The following is a 26,116-nucleotide window of genomic DNA, read 5'->3' on the forward strand; positions in this document are numbered from 1 at the left end:
CTCCATCTTAAAATATTAAATTTAAAATATTTTCTATTGTTATTGCATCAGCAAAAACTGTTTTTAAATCTAGTGATTCTAAAACTTTTTTAACACTTGCTGAATCATAAACTGTTTTTGTTAATTTTTTTTCAATTTCTTCAGTTCCTTTTGAACCTAAAAAATCTCCATAAAACTTAATTTCTTCAATTTTTCCCTTATTTGTCTTTAAATTAACTTCGATATAACCAACACCAGGTATGTAATTTCCGTTTTTAAAATCAAAGGAAGCATTTTTACCGATAGTTCAATCTCAATTAGAATATTTATTAGTTACAGAATCATTAATGACATTCCAATCATCAATTGTTAAATTGATAAAATTAACATTTGATCCTTTTGTATAAAAATTAATTATTTCTTGTTTAAATTGTTCCATATTAATATCTTCAGCTAACATTTGTTTAATATTTCCAACTCTAGAAACAACAGATGAAACCTTTTTAGATTTCATTTTGATTTCGTTAACCGTTAGATATTGACTAAGTTTGGACATGTCAATATCAAATAATAACGTTCCATGTTCTAAAATTCTATCCTTGGTTTGTAATTGTGCATTCCCCGATACTTTTAATCCATCAATTTCAATATCATTTCTTCCAGTAAAAACTGCATTCAAATTTTTTGATTTCAAATAATTTACTATTGGTGATAAGACCTTTTCAAAAATTTCATTAAATGAAGCATTATTATTTTCTTGCTTATCGACAATGATTGAAAAACATAAATTACCAAGGTCTTGGAACACTGTTCCACCCCCGGTATTTCTTCTTACGACATTAACAAAATTTCTTTGCGCCAAATCATAATTAACTTCTTGCAAAGTATTTTGGTTTCGACCGACAACTATAGTGTTGTCGTTTTGTCAAATGAATAAGATTGGTGCTTTAATATTTAAATTATTAGTTAAATATTCCTCAATAGCTAAATTTATTTTTGGATCAAAACTATTTGATACTAATAAATTCATTATTTTTTAACTGACTTTTTTACTGATTTTGTTGCTGATTTTTTTGCTGGAGCTTTTTTAGAAATTGGTTTTTTTGTAGAAGGTTTTGTTGCTGATTTTTTTGTTGCTGATTTTTTATCTTTCTTAAAGTAATTTAAACCTGCTGCTTCTAAACCTGCCAATGTAATAAAGTTATATGGTTTATTAAAGTGTGGTAAGAAGAAAATATCAACCAATGGCAATTCATCAATTGTTAATCCTTTTTGAATTGCTAAGGCAAACATGTACATAATTTCTGTATGGTTTTTTTCTGATGCTACTTGAGCTCCAACAATTTTTCTTGTTTTTTTATCTCAAATAACTTTAAATCACACAGGACTAACTGTTGACATAAATTCAGGACGATCATTATCTGAAAGACTAATTGATTCTACATCCATTTTAAATCTTTTTGCTGATTCTTCACTAATTCCGACTGATGCCATTTTAAGGTTAAACACTTCAATACCATTAGCCCCAGTAAATCCAGGTGATGCCATTTTGTTTCCTTTAACAATGTTCATTGCAGCAATAATACCTGTTCTAACAGCGGTTGTTGCTAAAGCAATTTGCATACTTTGATCCATTGCTTTATTGAATACTTCAACACAGTCACCAACTGCATAAATGTCTTTGTTTGATGTTTGCATAAATTCGTTTGCTTTAATTGCTCCACGTTCAGAAAGTTCAATTTGTCCTTTTAACAATTCTGATTGTGCTTTAATTCCTACTGAAAAAATAACGTAATCTGATGGAATTTCTTTTTTATCAGTAACAACTGATTTCACATTTCCGTTTTTGTCAGCTTTAAATTCAATAACTTTTTGACCTAATTCTAATTTAACACCAGCTTTAGTCATTTTTTCTTCCATTAAATCTGTAAATTCTTTGTCATAGTAATTTGGAATAATTCTGTCAGCAATATCAATTAAAGTAACTTGTTTTCCTTTACTTCTAAATGCTTCAACTAATTCAACACCAATGTAACCTGCTCCAACAATTGTAACTTTTTTCAATTTTGCATCATTGTTAGCTGCTTGAATTTTTTTGGCATGTCCATAGTTTTTACAAATTTGCACACCTTTTGATTCAATTCCAGGAATTGGAGGAACAATTGGTCAAGATCCTGTTGCAAGAACTAATTTGTCATATTTGTCATCAAATTCTTTTCCGGTTTTTAAATCTTTAATAGTAACTGTTTTCTTTTTAGTATTAATCGCAACTCACTCATGATTCATTTTTGATTTAATACCCTCTGATTTTAAAATTTCAGGTGTTGCATAGAATAATCCATTTGGGTCTTTTACTTCACCTTTAACTCATAAAGCTATTCCACACCCTAAAAAAGAAATGTTGTCATTTTTTTCGTATGTAACAACTTCCATTTTTGGATCTAGACGTTTAAGAGTTCTCACAACTGTAGTACCAGCGTGATTTGTTCCCAAAACAATAGTTTTCATTTTTACCTCTTTCGCACAAATATCTCTAAAAACTAAAATATTATTAGAAATATTTCTATTATTATTTTAACTCATTACAATGTGTTTGCTGACATTTTTGACAAATAAATTAGGGTAAAATATAAAATAAAGGTAGATAATTTATGCAAAGAAAAATAAATTTTATAATAACGGCTGGAATCGCTGCAACAAAAGCAAAAGAAACTATAAATAAACTAAAAATTGATTACAAAATAAATGTTTTTGCAAGTGAAGATGTTTCTCATTTTTTTGATTTAGAAACATTAAACATAAACACTAAAATTTTTACAACTAAGCAATATGACAATCATGCTACAGGTAAACATATTGAGGTAAATAAAGATTCTGATTTAACAATTATTTATCCAGCAACTTATGATTTCATAAACAAAGTTGCAAATGGTTTTGCTGATGATATTTGTTCGCTAACTTTAGCAGCTAACGAAAGTAAAACTTTATGATTTCCTTCTATGAATGAAAAAATGTATTTAAATCCTATTTTACAAAAAAGTAAAAACACCCTTTTAGAAAATAAACAAAATATTTGATTAGAACCAAAATACGGAATGCTTGCAAGTCGAGATTTAGGTTTAGGAAGAGCTTGAGAACCAGATGAAGTAGTTCAATATGTTAATTCTTTTTTTGAAGAATTTATTAATTTAAAAAACAAAAAAATATTAATAAATCTAGGAAGAACAAAAGCTTATTTAGATCCTGTTAGATATATCACCAATGGTTCTAGCGGGCTTATGGGTTCTGAACTAGTTAAATGAGCAAATGTTTTTACAAGTGAAATATCAATTATTGCGGGTGACCATGATGTTAATATCTCTAAAATAACTAAAAAAGTTAACACCAATGCAGAAATGTTAGAAACTATGAAAATGCATTTTAAAGAAAAAGATATCGTAATATGTTCTGCTGCATTAAATGATTACGAAATAACTAATCCAAGTTTAATCAAAACACCAAAAAACGAAAATTTAAATTTACAATTATCAAAGGCAGTTGATGTACTTGAACATTTAGGTTCATTAAAAACAAAACAAATTTTAGTAGGATTTTCTTTAGCAAATGACTTTGATTTAATTATTGCTAAAACAAAAATGCGTAAAAAAAACTTAGATATTCTAATAATTAATTTGGTTGATAGCATGAACAATCAAAAAACATCTATTAAAATTTTAAATTCAATAAACGAAAATATTTTAGAATTTAATTCACTAACTAAAAGTGCGGCTGCTCATGAAATTTGAAAGATGATTAATGACTTTATAAAATTAAAAAATCAGAATTAAATTTCTGATTTTTTAATTTGTCTCATAATTGGTTGAATTATGTTGTGATATAAACCCATTAATCCAAGAATTGATCAACAAGTATATTGAATAATCATATTAATTGGGATTGCGTTTTCTGTTCCAAACCCTAGGGGTGTGTACTGCAACAATTTTAAGATATTTAAAACTGATCAAATAAAAAATTGTTCAGTGATATTTATTAATTGCATAATGTAGCCGCTGAAAATTAATCCTGTGGCTATTGCGTCAAAAATTAATTTATTTGGAGCTGTTGCCAAAATATCGTTTGCATAATTTTTTCCAGTTATGCCATTGTAAATAAGCGGAATAATGAAAAATCAAATTGTAATAATTGCCGCAATTAAAGCTGCACTAATCAAATAAAAAGGAACTTGTTTTTTTCAGGACTTAGAATACATCATAATTCTACGATTACGTTTTTTGATTTCGAACAAATATCACCCTAAGGGTGCTGTTAAAAAGAAAAAAGTATAAACAATAAAATCTCCTGTAAATCCAACAGTAATTGCAAACAAAGAATAACTAAAAGAATTTATAGCTCCTCATAAGTATTGAGATTTCTTATTATTAATTATTGATATCAATGATAAAAGTCCACTGATAGCAACAATTCCGTTCATAGAATAAAAAACAGTTGTAAGAATGGCAAAACCACGCGAAGGATCAGCGATTGCCGAACCGTAAAGACTTGCATCAACAAACTTAATAAATGGCAAAAAATGTGTACCGTTGTATTTTATTAAATCTAATTGGTCAGCTACGTTTCAAACATCCTCTTTAATAATTAAAGGTTGAATGCTAAAAAAATTAAAAATGATAACAACAATTGCATAAACTAAAAAAACCAATTTATAAACTTTAGGTCATTCTTTAAAATCTTGAATACAAGTTTTAGCGCCTAAAAAATTTTTAAAATAGCCGTTTCAGCCGTTTCGTGTTTCTGCCATAAATAACTCCTTAAGATATTTTTTAACATAAAAAAAGAGCCTTGTGTCTCTTTTTTGTTATTAATCAACAGTTAGTTCTCTAATGTCTTTGTTTCTAACTACTAAAATTGTTTCCCCTGATTTAGCTCCTCAAAGTTTTGCAATTTTTGATAGTTCAACAATATCATCTTCAAGTTTAGTAATATCTTTAGTTATATTCATAAAAATTGAATGTCAAACCCCAAATGCTGTTCATAATCTTTCTGATTCTGAAACTCCTAAAATAGTAACATTAGGTCTGTATTTAGAAATTGTTTTCAATAATGTTCCTGTTCTTGACAAAACAACAGCGAATTGATATTTTCCTTCTCTTGTCATTTCAGCTAAGTTATCTGCTATTTCAGCACGTGGTCCTGAAGTGGTTTTTCTAGCATTTTCTAATTGTACTTGGTAGTAACCTTTATTATAAAATTCTACTTCTGCACGTTTGTTAATAGTTGCCATAACTCCAGTTGTGATGAATGGGTAATCTCCAGCAGCAGATTCACCAGATAACATAGTTGCATCAGCTCCTAATTCTGTTGCGAAGTAAACATCAGTTACTTCTGCACGAGTTGGGGCTGGGTTTTCAGTCATTGATTCTAACATTTGAGTTGCAACAATAACTGGTTTTCCAACTTCTCTACACTTACGAATAATAATTTTTTCTCAATATGGAACATCGTAGTAAGGAATTTCTAATCCTAAATCTCCACGCGCAACCATAATTCCATCAGAAGCTGCAATAATTGAATCGATATTATCAATTCCGACTTGAGATTCAATTTTTGAAATAATTTGAATATCTGTTTTATTTCCTTGAACTAATAATTCACGAATTTCTTCAACGTTTGCAGCTGAGTTAACAAATGAAGCTGCAATATAGTCAACACCTTGCTCACAACCAAATAAAATATCTTCACGATCTTTTTCAGCTAAAAATGCCATTGAGAAATCTACACCAGGCAAGTTAACACGTTTGTTAGTTTTAACCATGTGATGATTAAATGAAGTAGCTTGAATAATTCCTGGTTGCACTTCATCAACTGTCAATTCTAATTTTCCATCATCTATTAAAATTTGGTTACCCTTAACTAAGTCTACTGACATATCGTAGCCAACTGTCATTTCGCCTTGACCACATTCTTTGTTTAAATATGATTTTTGATCAGTGTAAATTGTAATTTTTTGTCCTGCTGAAAATTCTTGAATTCCATCTTTAAATTTTCCGACACGAATTTCTGGTCCTTTTGTATCTAATAAAATTGAAATTGGTTTACCTAATTTTTCACGCACTGCTTTTGCACCAACAATACGGTATCCTTGTTCTTCATGACCACCGTGTGAAAAGTTTAAACGAATTGTTGTCATTCCTGCTTCATATAATTTTTCAATTGCATCCTGTTCATGAGTAACTGGTCCTAAAGTTGTAACAATTTTAGTACGCTTAACTCTTTCTGCTAAAAGTAATTTATTCATATTTTTCTCCCATAAAATTTGTTATCTATAATATTTTAACTTTTATTTTTTAAATTGTGAATTTAATAAACGAATAGTTGTTAATTCTTGAGTGCGATCTTTTCTTGGTATGTTCAAAGTTGAATTAATATCGCGAGCGATTAGTTGTTGTCCATCCAATCCAACATATAAACCACCTTTACCAGCAACTAATTGATCAACTGCATAAATTGCTGAAGTAATTGCCAAATAACGATCCATTGCTGTTGGTGTTCCACCACGTTGAGTGTGGCCTAAAATTGTTGCTCTAGTAACATATCCAGAAGCTGCCTCAATTTTTTTTGCTAATTCATTTGCATCATAAATTTTTTCAGAAATAACAATAATAACCGAACGTTTACCAAGTTTAGATAATCTAGCAACTTCGTTAACAATTTCTTCTTCGCTTAATTGCCCTTCACTTGTTGAAATAACTTCTGCTCCAGTTACAGTTCCTGCATATAACGCCAAGTCTCCACAACGATTTCCCATAACTTCAACAACTGCACAACGATTGTGTGATTGCATTGTGTCTCTAATTTTTTCGATTGATTCCATAACAGTGTTAAGTGCTGTATCAAATCCAATTGTGTAATCAGATGAAACAATATCATTGTCGATTGTTCCCGGCAATCCAATGCAATTAATTCCCATTTCGGTCAATCTTTGCGCACCCATGTAGCTTCCATCTCCACCAATTACAACCAATGCTTCAATCCCGGCGTTCTTTAAATTAGCTACAGCTTTTTCGCGAACTTCCACTTCTTTGAATTCAGGAAGTCTAGCAGATCCAATTGCTGTTCCTCCACGAGAAATTATGTCTTGAGAAAAATTGATATCAACTTTTTCTAATCAATTATTAACTAAACCCTTATAACCGTCTCTGACAATATAAACTTCAATATTTTTTGCATAAGCAGCTTTAATTACAGCGCTTACTGCGGCATTCATTCCTGGAGCATCACCACCAGAAGTTAAAACCCCAATTTTTTTAATCATAAAATATTCCCTTCTAACACGAATAATAAGTACAAAATAATTATACAACAACTAGGTTTTTATAATCTTTGTTTTTAAAATAAAAAAGTAGTAAAACTACTTTCAAATATTATCATTTTCAGTCTTTTAATTTATTAGTATCACAAGTTGCAACGTAAGGTAAATTTCTTAATCTTTCTTGGTAATCTAAACCGAAACCGATAATAAATTCTGGTCCAATTTCAAAACATGTTCAATCAGGAACAATATCTACTTCTCGATTACCCTTTTTATCAATTAACGTAACTATTTTAACAGAATTAGTACCTTTAGAACTGAAATAATTTTTCATATATTCAAGAGTAATTCCTGAATCAATAACATCTTCAATTATTAAAACATCACGATCTCTTAAAGAAGTATTAATATCCAAAACAATTTTAGGATCACCCGAAGTTTTTAAACCACCCTTATAAGAAGACACAACCATAAAATCAGTTTCACATTCCATTTCGAAATTTGCTAAAAATTCAGCCATAAAAGGGATACAACCTTTCATTAAACCGATTAAAACTATTGTGTTATTTTTAAGGTTTTGCCCTTTATAATAAGCAACAATATCTTGAGCAATTTTTTTTGTTTGTGCTTGAATTTGTTCACGAGTGAACAAAACATCTTTAACCAATGGATGGATTTTCATGATTTCATATCCCTTTCTAAAAGAATGAATTAAGTAAATTATATCTTATTTTTTTCGCTATCTAAATACAACTCTAAAATTAATTGTGCAGCCAAAGAATCTTTTGATTGTTTTTGTTTATCTCTTCTTAGACCAGCTTCAATCATAATTGCTTTAGCCATTTTTGTAGTGCGTCTTTCGTCAATTTTAATTATGTTTTTATCATCAAAATGTGAATTGTAGACTTTAATTCCTTCAATAAAATAGTCAACCATTTCTGCTCTTTCACCAATTGAACCATCCATATTTTTGGGATAACCAATTATTAACAATTCTGGGCTTTCTATTTTTAACAATTCCGTAAGTTTTTGAATACCTTCTTCAAATTCTCATTCTGTAAATTTAATTGTCAAAAGTGGTTGAGCCACTTTTCCATTACTTGAAGCAATCCCAATTGTTTTGGAACCAACATCTAAACCAATGTATTTACTCATAACTATATTTTATTTACCTTTCATTTTTTTCTTTTAAAATTATCAAACAAAAAGAAATAACCAAATCCTAAAAAACTAGACATTATAACATCTGTTAAAAAGTGTTTTAAAAAAACAATTCTTGAAAATGCTACCATAAAAATTATTAATCAAATTATTGCTACTGTTATCCAATATTGTTTTAGATTTTTATCAATAATAAATAAAATACTTAATAAACATAAAGCGCTAGATGTATGACCGCTAGGAAATGATTTTCCTTTACTAGAATAATTGATGTGCCATCAAGGTTCATAAGTTGAACCATTAATAACTTGGACCATTCTAACCCTTGAGAATATGTTTTTTAAAATTTCTACCGAGATAGATAAAGCAACTATAAATATAATCATTCACAACAAACTACTAATTTTAAACTCACCATTTATAAATTTTGCCTTTTTGTGTTCAAAATAGTAGGCGATTAAAATAAAAATTACAACATAACTAAAAAAAGAAATTCCTAAAGATCAATATGCCATTGTATTAGCAGAATCATAATTAAATGTTATAAATAAAATAGATAATAGCAAAATACATATAATTGTATAATAAAGATTTTTTTGTCATAGTAATATTTTTTTCACTTTTGTATAAATTAGCCAATTGATAAAAATTGCAGCAATCACCATCAAGGGAATTGTAAAAGTGGCCATACCTCATACTTCAAAAAAAGCTCCAAAAAAATTTTTATCTTTTCCTGCGACAAAAACGCTTGATATTTGATAATCAAAAAAAGTGCCCACCAAGAAAAAAACTAGCAAGATTAACAATAGAAAATAAGCAATAGATAATCTTAATTTACGTTTCATTTAAACCTCGTTTAAATAATTATACATAAATAAAAAGAGCACATTAACGTGCTCTAATTAATTACTAAATAATTATTTTTTTAAATTTAAATTGTAGAATGATGCTAATCCGTCATATTTAGCATTTTTTCCTAATTCAGATTCAATTTGCAATAATCTGTTGTATTTTGCAATTCTGTCAGAACGTGACATTGATCCTGTTTTAATTTGTCCTGCATTAAATGCAACAGCAATATCAGCAATTGTTGAATCTTCTGTTTCTCCTGAACGGTGTGAAACAACTGCTGTTCAACCAGCTTTTTGTGTCATTTGAATTGCTTCAATAGTTTCGGTTAAAGTTCCGATTTGGTTTAATTTAATTAAAGTAGAATTTGAAGCTTTTTTCAAAATTCCTTCTTTAATATATTTAGGGTTAGTTGTGTATAGGTCATCTCCAACGATTTGAACTTTATCTCCAATTGCTGCATTTAATTTTGTAAATCCAGCTCAATCAGATTCTGCTAAACCATCTTCAATAGAAATTATTGGGTATTTAGAAACTAATTTTTCTAAGTATTTGATCATTTCATCTGTTGTAATTGATCATTTTTTACCAGTTCTTGCTTCAATTTTTTTGAAGTGGTATTTTTTATCTGATAAATATAATTCTGATGAAGCACAATCCATTGCGATCATAATTCCATCTTTACCAGCTTTGTAACCAGCTTTTTTAATTGCTTCAACCAATAAATCCAAAGCAACTTCAGCAGGTGTTTTAGCTTGGAATGATGCTAAATCTTCTTTTTTATATGCTCATGAGAAGTGAGGCGCAAATCCACCTTCATCTCCAACGGCTGTAATATCACCTTTAGATTTTAATAAAGATTTTAAAGCTTGGAAAGTTTCACTAGCTCATTGTAGAGCTTGAGAAAAAGTTTTTGCTCCAACTGGCATAATCATAAATTCTTGGAAATCGATTGCAGAATCTGCATGTTCTCCTCCATTAATAACATTTAACATTGGTACTGGTAATTTATGACCAGAAACTCCACCCATGTATTTTCATAATGGCATTTCTAATTCATCTGCTGCAGCTCTTGCTGCTGCTAATGAAACTCCTAAAATAGCATTTGCTCCTAAGTTTTTTTTGAATTCAGTTCCATCTAAAGCGATCATTGTACGATCTAATTCTAATTGATCTTGAACTTCCATTCCCATTAATTTTGGTGCAATTTTAGTATTAACATTAACAACAGCCTTAGAAACTCCTTTACCATTGTAACGTTTTGCATCTTCATCGCGCAATTCTAAAGCTTCGTTAGCTCCAGTTGATGCTCCTGATGGAACTTTAGCAACTCCATATCCACCAAAGTCAGTTCAAATTTCAACTTCAACAGTTGGTGTTCCACGTGAATCTAAAATTTCACGACCTAAAATTTTAACAATTTTTGACATTTTTTTACCTCTCTTAATACTTAATAATTATAAAACTAATTTTGTTAATAATGTAATAAAGAAATTAAGAAATAAAAAGAACCATTAAAGGTTCAAAAATTATTCTGTTGCTTTACGTTTATCGTTTCTGTGTTGTTTACGTTCATTTTGAGTTAATCATTTTTTACGTAATCTTAAATCAATTGGTGTAACTTCTACAAGTTCATCTCATTCAATATATTCTAAAGCTTCTTCTAAAGTCATATTTTTATATGGGGTTAATTTAACAGCATCATCAGTTCCAGATGAACGAGTGTTTGTTAATTTTTTACCAGTTGTGGGGTTAACATCTAAATCATTATCACGAGAATGTTGGCCAACAATCATTCCTTCATAAACTTCAGTTTGAGGACCAACAAATAAAATTCCACGTTCTTCTAAATTTCCTAAAGCATAAGCTAAAGTTTTTCCGTTTGCCATCGAAATCATAACTCCATTAGCTCTTGATTCAATATCACCCTTGTAAGGTTCAAATCCGTTTGATGATCTAACCATAATTCCTTCACCATGAGTGTCATTTGTGAATTCACTTCTAAACCCAATCAAAGCACGCATTGGAATGTTGTAAGTTACTTTATCTCTAACTCCATCTGAATCCATATCTAACATTAAACCTTTTCGTTGGTTTAATTTATTAATAATAGTTCCAGCATATTCTGTAGGTACGTTAATAATAACTTTTTCCATTGGTTCTAATGTGTTTCCTGTTACAGGATCTTTATGAAAAATAACTTCTGGTTTAGAAATTCCTAATTCAAAACCTTCTCTTCTCATTGATTCAATTAAAACAGATAAGTGCAATTCTCCACGACCCAAAACTTTAAATCCTTCTACTTGAGAATTTTCTAAAGGTTCAACTTTTAAACCAACATTAACTTCTAATTCACGTTCTAAACGTTCGCGAATATTACGAGAAGTTACAAACTTTCCTGTTTTTCCAGCGAATGGTGAAGTATTAACCAAGAAGTTCATCGACATTGTTGGTTCTTCAATAGTTATGGCTTCCATTGGTCTAACATTTTGTGGATCACATATAGTATCTCCGATTGAAATACCTTCAATTCCAGCAATAGTGACAATATCCCCAGCAAAAGCTTCAGTAACACTAACTCTATTCAATCCTTGGTAAACCATAATTTTTGAAATTCTTCCGGTTTTATTAACTCCATCATTTCCTACAATAGTTACAGTTTGACCTTCTTTTAAAGTACCTTCAAAAATACGCCCAATTCCTAAACGACCAATAAATGAATCATAAGCTAAAGTTGATACTTGCATTCTAGTTGGTTGTTCTGCTAATTCAATTGGATACGATCCAACTTGAGTAATGATTGTTTCAAATAATGGTGATAAATCAGTACTTGAAGTTTGCATTGTAAATTGTGCAATTCCGTTTTTAGCAATTCCGTAAAGTGTTGGAAACTCCATTTGTTCATTAGTAGCATCTAGTTCCATAAATAATTCTAAAACTTCATCAACAACTTCTTCAGCACGTTGGTCTTTTTTATCAATTTTGTTAATCATTAAAATTGGACGCAATCCTAGTTCCAATGCTTTGTGTAAAACAAAACGAGTTTGTGGCATTGGTCCTTCACTTGAGTCCACTAACAAAATAACTGTATCTACAGTCTTCATAATTCTTTCAACTTCACTTGAAAAATCAGCATGTCCAGGAGTATCAACGATATTAATTTTGATTCCCTTATATTCAATGGCACAGTTTTTTGAATAAATTGTAATTCCACGTTCTCTTTCTTGATCGTTAGAGTCCATAACTTGAGCTTTAACTTCTTGGTTTTCACGGAATGCTCCACCTTGTTGTAATAATGCATCAACTAATGTTGATTTACCTGCATCAACGTGAGCAATCACCGCGATATTAATAATCTTTTTGTCGGTCATAATGTAAATTTTCCTTCTTTTCAATAACTAATAAATAATACCACAAATTAAATTAAAACCGAGGATTACTCGGTTTTAATTTTTAATAGAATCAGCAATTGTTTTCATATATTCCAAACGATCTTCGCGCTCAATTAGTAATTGTTTATTATCTAAATATTTATAGCCTATAATTTGTTCTTGATTTTCAATAAGTTTCTCTCTAAGTAACAAACAATTATAGTAAAAACCATCAAAGAAAACTAGACGTGCAAAAAAGGCATTAGTTTGATTAATTTCGTGATCTTCAATTTCGAATTCAACATCATCAATTTCATCAATAAAGTTAGAAATGTGTTCACTCAATAAATTCACAAAGTTTACTCAATTATTTTTAGTGTGAGATTGTTGCTTAACAAGTCCAATTAATTTTTTTAATTTGATAACTCAAGCTTTAGCGATTAGTGGAATTGCATGAGTATCGATTAAAGATAAAAATTTATCATTATAAATATCAATAATCATTTTTATAGATTCATCTATTTTAGCATCAAATCCAAACTCATTTATTTGTTTTGTGAAATTAGTTTCTTCAGTTAATTTTTGATATTTATTATAAAACTTGTAGAAAGCTGCTAAAGCTGAATAAATTCTCACAATGTACATGTGATCAAGGATAGTTTCATTATCTTCATCGCTTAAAATAAAAAAAGTAGGTTTTAAAGATTCGTACATAAATTTAACTTTTTCAAAAAAAGCTTTTAAATCAGGAGTTGAGTTGTACAAATTAATTAGAGTAGTCGCAATAGCTCGATCTTTACTTTCGGGAGAGTATTTAATCATCAAAATTTCTTCAGTTAACAAATTTTTAATTTCGCTCATATATGGAAATTTATTCATTCTATAAAGCCCTCCGTTCTAAAAATATTTTAACCCACTAATGCTTTTAAACAAAATAAATAATAATTATTTAAAATTAAAAAAATCGACAAAAGCCGATTTTAATCATCTAATTTTAGAACTGCAATAAATGCTTCTTGAGGCACTTCCACAGAACCAATTTCTTTCATACGTTTTTTACCTTCTTTTTGTTTTTCAAAAAGTTTTTTCTTACGTGAGATGTCTGCTGCGTGGAGTTTTCAAATAACATCTTTTCGATATGCTTTGATTGTCTCTCTTGCTAAAATTTTGTTGCCAATTGCTGCTTGAATTGGAACTTCAAAATTTTGGCGAGGAATTAATTCTTTTAATTTTTTAGTTAGTGCAGCTCCGCGATGATAAGCAAATTGTTTATTAACTATCATTGAAAACGCATCAACCATATCACCGTTTAAAAGAATATCCATTTTAACTAAGTTTGATTCACGATAACCAATTAATTCATATTCAAAAGAAGCATAACCTTTAGAAATTGATTTTAATTTATTAAAAAAATCAAAAATAATTTCTGCTAATGGCATGTCATAAATCAAAATCATTCTTTGATCATCGACATACTCCAAATCTTTATAGACACCTAATTTTTGTTGACATAAATTCATTAAATCACCAACATATTCTTTTGGTGTCATGATTTTAACATTAACAAATGGCTCTTCGATATGATCAACTTTTTGTGGATCAGGCATCATTGCTGGATTATCAATTTCAATCATTGTTTTATCAGTTAGATAAACTTTATAAATTACAGATGGTGCTGTAGCAATTAAAGCTAAGTTATATTCTCGTTCTAAACGTTCTTGAATAACTTCCATGTGCAATAAACCTAAAAATCCACATCTGAAACCAAATCCCAAGGCTTGAGAAGTTTCTGGTTCATAAACCAATGAAGAATCTGATAATTCTATTTTTTCTAACGCTTCTTTAAAATCTTGATATTTGTTAGTATCCATTGGATAAATTCCACAATAAACCATTGGTTTCATTTTTTTATAACCAGGTAAAGGTTCTTTAGCGGGGTTAAGGGCATTAGTGATTGTATCACCAACGTTAATATCTTTTATTGTTTTGATGCTTGCTGCAATTCAACCAACTTCACCAGCTTCAAGTTTTTCTGTTTTTAAAATTTTTGGTGTTTTAACTCCAACTTCAGTAACTTCATGTTCTACTCCAGCTGCCATTAAACGAATTTTATCACCAACTTTAATAGTTCCTTGCTTAATTCTAATTGACATAACTACACCAAGATATTTATCGTAATATGAATCAAAAATTAATGCTCGAAGCGGAGCTTCATCATCGGCATCTTGAGGGTATGGAATTTTTGCTACAATAGCTTCTAAAACATCTTCAACATTCAATCCTGTTTTCGCTGAAATTAATGGTGCATCACTAGTTTCTAAACCAATTGTGTTTTCAATTTCTTCTTTAGTTCTATCAACATCAGCGCTTGGTAAATCCATCTTATTAATTACCGGAATAATTTCTAAATCGTTATCAAGAGCTAAATAAACATTAGCCAACGTTTGAGCTTCAACTCCTTGTGTTGCATCTACAACTAAAATCGCTCCTTCACAAGCAGCTAATGATCTTGAAACTTCATATGAAAAATCAACGTGACCCGGAGTATCTATTAAATGAAAGGTGTATGTTTCACCATCTTTAGCTTTATATTCCAATTGCACAGAGTTTAATTTGATAGTAATCCCACGTTCACGTTCAATATCCATAGAATCTAAAAGTTGTTCTTGCATTTCTCTTTTTTCAACAGTTTTTGTCATTTCTAAGATACGATCGGCTAAAGTAGATTTACCGTGATCAATATGGGCAATAATACTAAAATTTCGAATTCTTTTTTTGTCCATGAGACCTACTTTCTTTTTTATAAATTATTTAAATTAATTTTGATAAAGTGTATTAAATCGTTGATCACAAGTTCTTTTTCAACATCATTTAAAATTTCATGTCTTGAGTTTGGATATAATCTTAATTCTGAATTATAGTCAAAATGTATAAACTTATCTTGAATTTTTAGTGGCATTTGACCATATTTGCCAACCGGGTCATCTTCACCACTCATAATCATAATTGGTAAATCCTTGCGCATCAATTTAATATTTTTAGACTTACGAATAAAAGTTAAACCATTAAACATATCTTTGAATGCTGATGTTGTAAAAATTTGTCTAGACAAAGGGTCAATAGCAAATTCTTTTTGGATTTTTTCATCTTTAGTTAATCATTCATTACCATTTGCATTTTTAACGCTTTTAAAAGCTTTGTTTAAAGGTTTAAATGAAATCTTTCAAAGAAATACAGCTGGTTTTTTTGGTCCAAGAATTAATTGTTGTATTTTTGCTAATGTCGAACCAAAAAATAGTTCAATCGGATTATGTTCAGCAACACCCATAAAAATAGCTCCGTTTATAGTTTCTGAGTATTTAATTGCGTATGTTCTTGCCATAAAGCTACCCATTGAGTGTCCCAGCATAAAAACGGGAACATCATTTCATGTTTTGTGAATATAGTCATTAACCATTTTTAAATCATCAACAATTTTAGTTCAACCATTTTTGACAGCAAAAAAACCTAATTCTTGTTTTGCTAAATCGGCTGTTTGACCGTGTCCTCGATGGTCGTCAGCAACAACAATAATTCTATGTTCATTCATTTTTTCAGCAAATTTTCTATAACGCAAGGCGTGCTCTGCTGAACCATGAACTAATTGCAAAATTGCAATTGGTTTTTCGACTTTAGTTCATTCATAGATTTTTAGTTCTTTGCCATCAATCATTCTTAATTGGAATTCTCTCATGATTAAACCTCTTTTCTGTATTCTTTAAATGTTGCTTTTGATGCTAAATTATCAACCATTTCGTTATAATAATCACCACTATGACCTTTAACTCAAACAAAATCCACATTAACAGTTTTTCTAATACATTTTACAAACTCTTTGTATTCCTGAGTCAAAGGCAAATTTGCTTTTCATTCATTATCTCCTCAAGCAGAAATACCTTCGTAGTCATGATAAAGTTTTAAATATTGGATTTTATTAACTTGAGCAAAACGCATTGCACGTTTTGCTCCTTCTAATTCGCCTGCAACATTTCTCAATTCTAAATCACGAGGATTATCAAATCTTTTAGAAATTTTAAAAGTTCTATTTTTTCATAAAATTACAACTCCGTAAGAATATGTATTAGTAAGTGGGTCAAAACTACCATCGGTATAAGCGACAGCAGAAACTAAATCTTTAAGGCTCATAACAGTATCAGGTGAAGGTAACGACTTATCTATATTTTTTAAAGAATTAACATCAGATCTTACAAAATCTCATGCATCTTTAGGATTAGAAAAAGATTTATATTCAGCTCCAGGATGATTATTAACTTGTTTCTTCACAAAGTCTCAATCATCGAAAACTCCAGTTCGTTTACCAACCCGAATTGCATAAAACTTTTTAGCCATAATCTCACCTCATTTCTTTTATTTATTAATAAGCTCTACCAAAATAAACTCTCAATTTTGATTCTTGACCACAATTGAAGCATTTGCCCTCTACTTGTTCAATGTCAAATGGAATGCATCTAGAATTAGTTGAAGTTTTTTGTTTAACTTCTGTTTCGCATTCTATTCTTCCGCAAAATGGAACCAAAACAAAACCAGTATTTAATTCCAATTGTTTTTGATACTCTTCAATAGTACTTGCTGTTGAAGTTCTTTTCATTCTATTTTCTAAAGCTATTTTGTATAAATTTTGATCATACTCTTTTAGCATTTCATGTACTGTTTTTTCAACATCATTAATTTTGATTTGATTTTTTTCTCTTGTATCTCTACGAGAAATAGTTACTTGTCCATTTTCTAAATCACGTGGTCCAATTTCAATTCTAATTGGAACACCCTTAATTTCTGCATCAGAAATTTTAAAACCAAAGGTTTTATCACTATTATCAACATTTATTCTTAAATCAGAAATTGAATCAACAATTTTATTAGTTACTTTAGTTATTTCTGTAGTTTTTTTGATTTGAATTATTGAAACTTGTATTGGTGAAATTTGGCTAGGCAAAACCAAACCAGAATCATCACTATGAGTCATGATAATTGCACCAATTAGCCTAGTTGATACCCCTCATGATGTTGAGTAAGCATGCTCTAGTTTACCATCTTTATTTTGAAATTTAATATCATATACTTTTGAAAAATTATCACCGAAGAAATGCGAAGTTCCACACTGTAATGCCTGTCCATCGTGCATCAACGACTCAATAGTGTATGTTTCTTGAGCTCCAGCAAATTTTTCTTTTTCTGTTTTTCTTCCAGCAACAACTGGCAATAATAATATCTCTTGAGCAAATTTAGTGTAAATATCTAAAATTTGTAATGTTAAATTTTTAGCTTCACTTGGAGAATTATGCACCGTGTGTCCTTCTTGTCATAAAAACTCTGATGTTCTCAAAAAAGGTCTTGTAGTTTTTTCTCATCGCATAACGTTGCACCATTGGTTATAAACTAATGGTAAATCACGATAGGATTTTACTTCTTTTTGAAAAAAATCAGCCATAAGAACTTCACTCGTTGGTCTGATGAACAATTTTTCGGGTAATTTTTTATCGCCAATTTGAGTAACTGTTGCGATTTCAGGACTAAATCCATCAATATGTTCTTTTTCTTTATTAAATAAAGATTCAGGAATCAAAAGTGGAAAATATACATTTTGAACTCCGATAGCTTTAAATTTTTTGTCTAAATAATTTTGAATATTTTCTCAAATAGCATATCCATATGGTCGAAAGATAATTGTTCCTTTCACTGGACCATACTCAACCAATTTAGCGTTAATAACTGTATCGGTATATCATTGGGAAAAATCTTCATCTCTTGGGGTTATTTTATCTAATTGTTTTGCCATTTTATTGTTCCTCTTTTTTCGCTTGATTATTTATTTGTATCTTGTGTTTTTGAATTAAAAATATCTTTAGTATTATTTTGCAAATTTGATTTTCTAACAATCCCCTGATCTCCGAAATATAGTTCCATGTTTAGACCATTTAATTTTATAACATTTTCAGCTTCTTTAAAGAATTTTATATCTTGGACCATCAATCAAGAAAACGTTTCTGGATAAATGTTTTCAGAAATGTTAACAAAGTTTTGAGCTCGATCCAATAGTCAATCTTTTCTTGTGATTTCCGCTAAATGCTGCGGGTTAATCGCAAACACAGCAATTAAATCTGTGTCAAATTCTATGTCTTTTGACCACTTTCAAAAATGTGCTCTTGTTGAATTATCAAATTCTAAATCAATAGAATTATCATGTTGTGCAAAAGACCACACATAATAAATCTCTTCATCGGTAACTTTAATATCATTAACTGTTTTAATTCCATTAATTAAAATATTGTTCACATTTCTTACGTCAGTATAAAACAATAAATCTTTGACATCTGCTTTTTCTAATAAAGATAAAATTTTTTGTTTTTCTGTTTTATTAATTGCAAACACTTTATCAAGTCATTTTGCAAAAACCCCTTCTTCAACAACTTCTTTTTTAAAGGCGAATTTAAGAAATCATTTATTGGATATTTTTTTCATATAAATTCTCCTTAAATACTATTAAAATTATATAATTTTTTACCTCATTAAAAAAGAAAGACAACCTTCTTATGAAGGTTGTCTAATATCTTTTAAAATGGCGGACTGAGAGAGGTTCGAACTCTCGCGCCGTGTAAACGACCTAACACCTTAGCAGGGTGCCCTCTTCACCAACTTGAGTATCAGCCCAATAGATACCTAATAATTATACACAATTATTAGGTAGGTTTTTATTTTAAGTTTTAGATAAAACTCTTAATATATAACGGAACTAAATCTTTCAACTTTTTAGCTTTTATGAAAAAAGGCTTTAAATTCAAAAATGCATTACAGTAATTAAGATTTTTATAATCTTTAAAAAATGGTAAATCAGAATGCTCTTTTAATAAATTTTCAATTTCTAAATTTGACAAAACAGTTTCTGAAATGATGGTTTTTGTCTCGTTATAAATTGCAAAGTAGCTTTTATTACCTCTAGCATCAAGGATTGAGATAGCTGATTTTGCTCCTTCAGTTTGAAATTTTAAAGAATTAATTGTGAACACATTATAATTATAATTCAATGTTAAAAAAGTTTTAACCATGGTTAAACCAACTCTGACCCCTGTATAACTTCCGGGACCTGTTGTTACATAAAAATTTTCTATTTCTTGAATTTTTAAACTATTTTTTTTAAGAAATTTTTTTAATTCAGACATGGCTAAATCACTAATTTTTGTTAAATTTTGAATATTTAACGAATCAATAATTTTGTTATCTTTTTCTAATATATAAATTAATTGTCAATTAGATGTGTCTATAAATAAATTCATTTTATTTCTCCTTAACTGTTATTTTGCGAGAATTATCACCAGTTTTAATAAAAGAAATTTTTAGATAATTAATTTCGTTAAAATCTAAATTTAAATTTTCGTATCATTCGATAATATTAAAGGCATTTTTAAATTCATCAAAATACATTTCATTTTCTGAATCACCAATTAAGCGATAAGCATCAACATGATTAATTTTTAATTTTTGATTTCCTTCATATTGATTCATAATTACAAAAGTTGGTGAAGTAACATTTTCTTTAACTCCAAGTAATTTTAGAAGTTGTTTTGTAAAAGTTGTTTTACCGCTTCCCAAATCTCCTTCCAATAAAAAATAAAAATCAGAGCGAACAAACGCTATCATTTCTTGAGCAAATTTTAAAGTTTCTTCAAGATTATTAACTAAAAATTCACGCATATGCAAGTTTTTCCTTTTCTATTTTTATAGTCAATGTTTGAAAATCTTTTTATATCCTACTTTCCCAAATTGAGCCGTCATACAATATCCAGAAATGATTCCAAATGATATTAAAATGAATCAAAGCGAAGGGCTATTCATGCTTAGTAATCCTCCGATTGGACTATACGGAATTGCATAAGCTAACACAATCATTCCGACCATAGTAACGTTAACTGGTCATGGTGATCTTGATTGTATTAAAGGAACTTTTTCTGTTCTTAAAATTTGTACAACCATTGCTTGAGTGATTAAACCAATTAAGAACCATGATCCTTGGAATTTAGCGGCTAATTGATTCGCTTGGTCAACAAATCCGTTATTCATTGCTGAATTGTATTCAGGAATTACATTTAGACCATAACCAACAATTGCAAAAGTTATCACATCAAACATTGAACTTATTGGTCCAAAAAATAAGACAAACGGAATGATATCATTAGCTTTTCATCTCTGTGGTTTATGAACGAAACTTTCATCAACACGATCCACAGCCATTGCAAATTGTGATAAATCATAAAATAAATTTTGAAATAAAATTTGCACAGGTAACATTGGCAAGAACGGCAATCATGCAGAAGCAACTATTAACGATAATGTATTACCAAAATTTGATGAAGTAGTTAGTTTAATGTATTTAAGAATATTTCCAAAAATAGTGCGTCCTTGAATAATTCCTTTTTCTAAAACCAATAATGATTTTTCTAAAAGAATAATATCAGAAGCATCTTTTGCAATATCAGTTGCATTATTTACCGAAATTCCGACATCAGATTGTCTTAAAACAGGAGCATCATTAATTCCGTCACCCATATAACCAATAATATGATTATTCTCTTTTAATGTTTTTACAATTTTAACTTTTTGAAGTGGATTTAATTTAACAAAAATGTTGCATTTTTCAACTGCTTTTTTTAATTCTTCATCAGACATTTTATCAACATCTACACCGGTTAAAATTCCTCTAATTTCTAAATTAATCATGTTACATACAGCTCTAGTTACTGATTCATTGTCTCCGGTAATAATTTTTAAGTCAACTCCATATTTTTTTAATAATTTAATCATTTTTGTTGTACTTGGTTTAGGAGTATCTAAAAAAGATGCAAAACCGAAAAAAATCATTTCTGTTTCATCACTAACAGCAAAGCGTTTTTGTTCATTAGCAATTTCTTTGTAAGCGATTCCTAAAACCCTTTTACCTTGGCTGTTTATTTTTTCATAATAAGCAATTGCTTGTCTTTTGAATTGTTCATTAATCGGCTGGATTTTGCCTTGATAATAAATTTTGTCACAAGAAGACAAAATTTCTTCTGTACTACCTTTAGTGACCATGACTCTTCCGTCATCTTGTGAATCAAAAACAATTGTTAATTTACGACGATTAAAATCAAAGGGAATTTCATCAACTTTTTTAAATTCTTTATGAGTATTAAAATTAATATTGTTTTTTGATGCATAGTCAATAATTGCTTTATCCATAGGATTCTTTAAACCAGTTTGAAAATATGCGTTCATATATAAATATTCTAAAAGACGGGGATCTACAACTTTATCAGTTGTTAAAAAGTCTATTAATTCTATTTTGTCATTTGTTAATGTCCCTGTTTTGTCAGTGCATAAAACATCAATCGCTCCTAAAGATTGGATTGCATCCAATTTTTTTACAACAACTTTTTGTTTTGCCATTCTCCCTGCACCATTAGCAAGGTTTGTGGTTACTATCATCGGTAACATTTCTGGGGTTAATCCAACAGCAACAGCAACAGCAAAAAAGATTGCATTAAATCATGGATTATCTTTTAAGGTTAAATCAGCAGTTGAACTTAAACCAGCTCAATGAACACCGGCATTTATCAAGTAAACGATAGGCACCATTACCAGCATAAACCCAAGTAAAACATGGGTAACATTTTTAACTCCTTTGGTGAAACTTCCTTCCGGTCTTTTTTCCATAATTGTTTTAGCAATTGTTGAAAAGTAAGTGTTAGATCCAGTTGCAATGACAAAAGCTATAGCAGAACCCGAAACAACACTTGTCCCGATATAGCAAATATTTTGTAAATCTAAAATATTTGTAGTTTCTACTAAATTATTAGCATGCTTTTCAACAGGTAAAGATTCCCCAGTCAACGAAGATTGGTTAATAAACAAATCTGTAGATTGAATAATTCTTACATCAGCTGGGATCATATCTCCACTTGATAAATAAATTAAATCACCAGGTACAATTGTTTTAATGTCAATTTCTTCACCAAGACGCACAAGTTCTACTTGATTGTTTTGATCTACATTTAAGAAATTCAATAAATCTTCGTTAGATTTATGACGAATAACATTAGTTGTACTTTGTACTATTGTACTAATTTTTTTAGTTATAAAGTAACTTCTTGCAGATTGAACAAATGAAATTGTTCCTGAAAGAATTACCATAATTGTAATAATAATTGCTCCAACGATATCAAAGCTAGTGCGAGTTTCTTCAGTTCCGAACGAATAAGTTGCATAAGATGTAAAATAATAAATTGTAATCGCAATAAGAATTAAATTAAAGGGTCCTAAAAAAGCTCTAAAAAATTCTAGACCTCAATTAAAACGCGACTTTTTCAATTCATTGCGACCATATTTTTCTTCACGTTCAGTGTATTCATCATGTGTCAAACCAAAATGAGTTAGATTAAATTCATGTTTTAACTCATCTTGATTAAATTTTGAAACTTTTTTAATTAAACCTTCATTGCTAAATCCGTTTTTTCTTTTATTCTTTTGTTTATCTTTGGAAATCAATTTTGATTTGATTTTAATCATTTTTTCCTCCTTAAGATTAAACAAAGTTAAAAATTAGTTGCTCATAAAAGCGGCATAACTTTTGACATTGTTTAATAAACTATTTTTACTATAGGGTTCTGGGTTATCGGACATTGAATTTACTTGTTCAGCCATAAGTTATCACCTCTTTACTTTCTTTAAAAATTATAACCTTTTAAACTTGTGAAAGAAACTCCATTTTTTTATTGTTTAAATGAAAATAGCCTTGAAAGACTATTTTGGCTTACCTGAAGAGAAACTTGTTGGCAAAAAGTGATTTAAAATATATCGTGAATAAATTTGTAATTTTTTTCTTTGTTAAAATTTTTTATAATATATTTTTCCTGATCTTAGATTAAATTACAAATTTAATAAAAAACAAAAAAGTGATTAAATCACTTTTTAAAATTTTTATTTTTTTATTAATGAAGGTTGCGTCATTTCTGAAGGAATTTCTATACCCATTAATTCCAAAATCGTTGGAGCTACATCAGCAATTCCGGGATTATTTTCACGAAGTTTAATTTTATCATCAGTAATAATAATCGGCACTAAGGAAGTTGTATGTTTTTTGTTTGGCCCATTATTTGTTTCATCAATCATAACTTCTGCATTCCCATGATCAGCTGTTATCAACATAATTCCGTTGTGACGAACAACAAATTCATCATAGATTCTACGTAATTGATTATCTAATGTTTTGACAGCTTTGATAGTTGCTGATTCATCACCTGTATGGCCTACCATATCACAGTTTGCAAAATTTAAAACGATTAAATCAAATTCATTTTTTGCAACTTCTTCTAAAAGTTTATCAGTTATTTCCACAGCTGCCATTTCTGGTTTTAAGTCATAAGTAGCAACTTTTGGTGAAGCGATTAAATCAATACTTGCACCTTTTAATTGTACTTCTTCAGGTTTAGCTAAACCATTTTTAAAATAATCATTGCCTCCATCAAAAAAGAAAGTGACATGTGCAATTTTTTCAGTTTCAGCAATACGCAATTGACGGTATCCTTTATTGGCTAGATATTGTCCTAAAGTATTTTCTAAAGGATTTGGTGGATAAGCTATGTGTTTTGAAATTACTGAATCAGCATATTTCATCATTGATACAAATCTGATTGAATCACCTAAAAAAGTTAATTCTTTGAAAGCAGGGTCTGATCATGCTTGATATTTTTGATTAGTCATTATTGAAGCCATTTGAATTGCACGATCAGGACGGAAATTACAAAAAATTAAAGCATCATTAGTTGTTAAGCCTGATTGAGAATTTGCATTATATGCAGGAATAATCATTTCATCATCTTTACCCATTGCATATTGTTCTTCAAGATATTTTAGTGGGTCGGTAAAAGAAAGGGTTTTTTTACGATCAACGATGGCGTCATAAGCCTCTGCTGATCTTTCCATTCTTTTATCACGATCCATAGCAAAATATCTACCATTAATTGTTTCGATATTTCCAATTCCATTGTTGTTTTTAATTAAATCTAATAATTTTTGTAAATAAGTTGTAGCAACTTTGGGAGCTGTATCTCTTCCGTCTGTAATCAAATCAAATTTAATTGAAGTTAAACCGTAATTTACAGCAGCTTGATATATTGCGAACATGTGATCAATGTGAGCGTGTACTCCACCATCAGAAAATAATCCCATTAAATGTAATGAACTATTATTTTTTTTAACAAATTCAAAAGCTGAAACAATTTCAGAATTTTTAGCAATATCATTAGTTTTTACTTCTTTATTTAATTTAGCAAGCGATTCAAAATTAATTCTTCCTGCACCTAAATGTATATGTCCAACTTCTGAGTTACCCATTTGTCCATCTGGCAATCCGACTCATTCCCCTGATGCATGAGCTTTAACTCATGGATATTTATTTTCTAATTCTTTAACAAAAGTCATGTTAGCTTGAGCAACTGCATTTCCTGAATCGGTTTCAGAAGCAATTCCTCAACCATCTAAAATGGCTAATAAAACTGGTTGTTTTACTTTCATATTTTCTCCTTATTTATTTTTTCAAAACATATTGGTTAATAACTTCTCCGACAGCACCTTCTTCGTTAGTTAAATCAATATAAATTTGCGCAATATCTTTAATTTCTTGAATTGAATTTTTCATAGCAACTCCGACTCCAGCATATTCGATCATTGGTAGATCGTTTGAACCATCGCCAATAGCCATAATGTTTTCCACAGAAACATTTCAATTTTTACTTAATCATTCAACAGCAAATTTTTTATTAATGCCTGGAGCATTAATTTCTATTGCTTGACTTGATATCGAAAATTCTAAACCAATTTTCTTCAATTCTTCAACAAGTCCTGGTTGTAAATTAAATGCTAAAATTTTAAAAAATTTAAAATTAAAATTATCTTTTATATCTTTAAAATATAAATATTTTCCTTCAAAAAAAGTTTTCTCTGCTTTATAAACAGGAATAATTATTTCGTCTTCTGATTTAAAATTATGAGCTAAAACACTCTGTTTTAAATCATCAACATAACCTCAGAAAATTGTTTGAGAATATTCTGGTTTTTCAATTAGTTCAAAAACCTTTTTAGCCATCTCAGAATCAATTGGATTAGAATGAATAACTTCTTCTTTTTCAACGTGATAAATACATCCACCGTTGTAACCAACAATAACTGTTTTATCAGAAACTAACCCATGTTTTTTTAATTTATTTGGTGGTGCTAAAACAGGTCTACCAGTAACGATTGCAACATCAATACCTTGGGCAATTGCTGCATGAAGTGGTGGGATATTAGATGGAACGATCTCACCCATTCGGTAGTAAACTGTTCCATCCATATCTAAAGCGATTAGTTTAATATCCAT

Annotated in this window: 22 protein-coding genes and 1 tRNA gene; 1 reads left to right on the top strand and 22 read right to left on the bottom strand. The window is 29.4% G+C overall.

From position 1 onward, the window contains the following. Positions 1-7: 7 nt before the first annotated feature. Together ESOMN_RS02830 and ESOMN_RS02835 are read right to left on the bottom strand one after the other, a co-directional pair. The gene (locus ESOMN_RS02830; RefSeq protein ID WP_034942355.1) at positions 8-1,009 is read right to left on the bottom strand and encodes a lipoate--protein ligase; all 1,002 of its coding nucleotides are present in this window, start codon (positions 1,007-1,009) and stop codon (positions 8-10) included. Continuing rightward, positions 1,009-2,487, bottom strand: a complete 1,479-nt coding sequence (locus ESOMN_RS02835) for an FAD-dependent oxidoreductase (protein ID WP_024863455.1) — start codon at positions 2,485-2,487, stop codon at positions 1,009-1,011. Before ESOMN_RS02835 ends, ESOMN_RS02830 begins: the two co-directional genes overlap by 1 nt. Before the next feature lie 143 nt (positions 2,488-2,630). Here ESOMN_RS02835 and coaBC point away from each other — a divergent pair, with 143 nt between their 5' ends. After that, positions 2,631-3,806 carry a bifunctional phosphopantothenoylcysteine decarboxylase/phosphopantothenate--cysteine ligase CoaBC gene (gene coaBC / locus ESOMN_RS02840; RefSeq protein ID WP_024863456.1) on the top strand — a complete coding sequence of 392 codons (1,176 nt, stop codon included), beginning with the start codon at positions 2,631-2,633 and terminating at the stop codon, positions 3,804-3,806. On the opposite strand, the gene ESOMN_RS02845 is transcribed toward coaBC, so the two are convergent. The 20 genes from ESOMN_RS02845 to ESOMN_RS02940 all read right to left on the bottom strand — a co-directional run bounded on the left by ESOMN_RS02845 (position 3,803) and on the right by ESOMN_RS02940 (position 26,116). Further along, the gene (locus ESOMN_RS02845; protein ID WP_024863457.1) at positions 3,803-4,777 is read right to left on the bottom strand and encodes a nicotinamide mononucleotide transporter; all 975 of its coding nucleotides are present in this window, start codon (positions 4,775-4,777) and stop codon (positions 3,803-3,805) included. The genes coaBC and ESOMN_RS02845 overlap by 4 nt on opposite strands. A gap of 60 nt (positions 4,778-4,837) precedes the next feature. After that, a complete protein-coding gene (gene pyk, locus ESOMN_RS02850) occupies positions 4,838-6,274 on the bottom strand; it encodes a pyruvate kinase (RefSeq protein ID WP_024863458.1) in 1,437 nt (478 codons plus the stop codon). A 42-nt stretch (positions 6,275-6,316) separates the two neighbouring features. Further along, the gene (gene pfkA / locus ESOMN_RS02855) at positions 6,317-7,291 is read right to left on the bottom strand and encodes a 6-phosphofructokinase (RefSeq protein WP_024863459.1); all 975 of its coding nucleotides are present in this window, start codon (positions 7,289-7,291) and stop codon (positions 6,317-6,319) included. Positions 7,292-7,400: 109 nt separating this feature from the next. Then, positions 7,401-7,973 (bottom strand): hypoxanthine phosphoribosyltransferase, encoded by a 573-nt coding sequence (gene hpt, locus ESOMN_RS02860; protein WP_024863460.1) that lies wholly within the window; start codon positions 7,971-7,973, stop codon positions 7,401-7,403. A 35-nt stretch (positions 7,974-8,008) separates the two neighbouring features. Continuing rightward, complete coding sequence (gene ruvX / locus ESOMN_RS02865) at positions 8,009-8,443, bottom strand: Holliday junction resolvase RuvX (RefSeq protein WP_024863461.1); 435 nt, start codon at positions 8,441-8,443, stop codon at positions 8,009-8,011. Between the two features lie 2 nt (positions 8,444-8,445). Continuing rightward, positions 8,446-9,294, bottom strand: coding sequence for a phosphatase PAP2 family protein (locus tag ESOMN_RS02870; RefSeq protein WP_024863462.1), 849 nt, complete (start codon positions 9,292-9,294; stop codon positions 8,446-8,448). Positions 9,295-9,366: 72 nt separating this feature from the next. After that, positions 9,367-10,728 (bottom strand): phosphopyruvate hydratase, encoded by a 1,362-nt coding sequence (gene eno / locus ESOMN_RS02875; RefSeq protein ID WP_024863463.1) that lies wholly within the window; start codon positions 10,726-10,728, stop codon positions 9,367-9,369. 99 nt (positions 10,729-10,827) lie between these two features. Continuing rightward, entirely contained in the window at positions 10,828-12,669 is a 1,842-nt protein-coding gene (typA, locus tag ESOMN_RS02880; protein ID WP_034942361.1) for a translational GTPase TypA, read from the bottom strand. Positions 12,670-12,744: 75 nt separating this feature from the next. After that, positions 12,745-13,548 (bottom strand): hypothetical protein, encoded by an 804-nt coding sequence (locus tag ESOMN_RS02885; RefSeq protein ID WP_024863464.1) that lies wholly within the window; start codon positions 13,546-13,548, stop codon positions 12,745-12,747. 101 nt (positions 13,549-13,649) lie between these two features. Further along, positions 13,650-15,452, bottom strand: coding sequence for a translation elongation factor 4 (gene lepA / locus ESOMN_RS02890; RefSeq protein ID WP_024863465.1), 1,803 nt, complete (start codon positions 15,450-15,452; stop codon positions 13,650-13,652). Positions 15,453-15,469: 17 nt separating this feature from the next. Continuing rightward, positions 15,470-16,402, bottom strand: coding sequence for an alpha/beta fold hydrolase (locus ESOMN_RS02895; RefSeq protein ID WP_024863466.1), 933 nt, complete (start codon positions 16,400-16,402; stop codon positions 15,470-15,472). Between the two features lie 2 nt (positions 16,403-16,404). Continuing rightward, positions 16,405-17,058, bottom strand: a complete 654-nt coding sequence (locus ESOMN_RS02900) for a ribonuclease H1 domain-containing protein (RefSeq protein WP_024863467.1) — start codon at positions 17,056-17,058, stop codon at positions 16,405-16,407. Positions 17,059-17,083: 25 nt separating this feature from the next. Then, positions 17,084-18,505, bottom strand: a complete 1,422-nt coding sequence (gene proS, locus ESOMN_RS02905; RefSeq protein WP_024863468.1) for a proline--tRNA ligase — start codon at positions 18,503-18,505, stop codon at positions 17,084-17,086. A 26-nt stretch (positions 18,506-18,531) separates the two neighbouring features. Beyond that, positions 18,532-19,188 (bottom strand): hypothetical protein, encoded by a 657-nt coding sequence (locus ESOMN_RS02910; protein ID WP_024863469.1) that lies wholly within the window; start codon positions 19,186-19,188, stop codon positions 18,532-18,534. Between the two features lie 98 nt (positions 19,189-19,286). Then, positions 19,287-19,377 (bottom strand) — tRNA-Ser (locus tag ESOMN_RS02915). A gap of 53 nt (positions 19,378-19,430) precedes the next feature. Beyond that, complete coding sequence (gene tsaB, locus ESOMN_RS02920) at positions 19,431-20,000, bottom strand: tRNA (adenosine(37)-N6)-threonylcarbamoyltransferase complex dimerization subunit type 1 TsaB (protein WP_024863470.1); 570 nt, start codon at positions 19,998-20,000, stop codon at positions 19,431-19,433. Between the two features lies 1 nt (position 20,001). Then, positions 20,002-20,418: a tRNA (adenosine(37)-N6)-threonylcarbamoyltransferase complex ATPase subunit type 1 TsaE gene (tsaE, locus tag ESOMN_RS02925; RefSeq protein WP_024863471.1), complete on the bottom strand. Its 417-nt coding sequence runs from the start codon at positions 20,416-20,418 to the stop codon at positions 20,002-20,004. Between the two features lie 24 nt (positions 20,419-20,442). Further along, on the bottom strand, positions 20,443-23,265 hold the full coding sequence (gene mgtA / locus ESOMN_RS02930; RefSeq protein WP_024863472.1) for a magnesium-translocating P-type ATPase: 2,823 nt from the start codon (positions 23,263-23,265) through the stop codon (positions 20,443-20,445). Positions 23,266-23,676: 411 nt separating this feature from the next. Further along, complete coding sequence (gene gpmI, locus ESOMN_RS02935; protein WP_024863473.1) at positions 23,677-25,272, bottom strand: 2,3-bisphosphoglycerate-independent phosphoglycerate mutase; 1,596 nt, start codon at positions 25,270-25,272, stop codon at positions 23,677-23,679. Between the two features lie 13 nt (positions 25,273-25,285). After that, a complete protein-coding gene (locus ESOMN_RS02940; RefSeq protein ID WP_034942366.1) occupies positions 25,286-26,116 on the bottom strand; it encodes a Cof-type HAD-IIB family hydrolase in 831 nt (276 codons plus the stop codon).

This window comes from Williamsoniiplasma somnilux (assembly GCF_002804005.1).
Taxonomy (GTDB): domain Bacteria; phylum Bacillota_I; class Bacilli_A; order Mycoplasmatales; family Mycoplasmataceae; genus Williamsoniiplasma; species Williamsoniiplasma somnilux.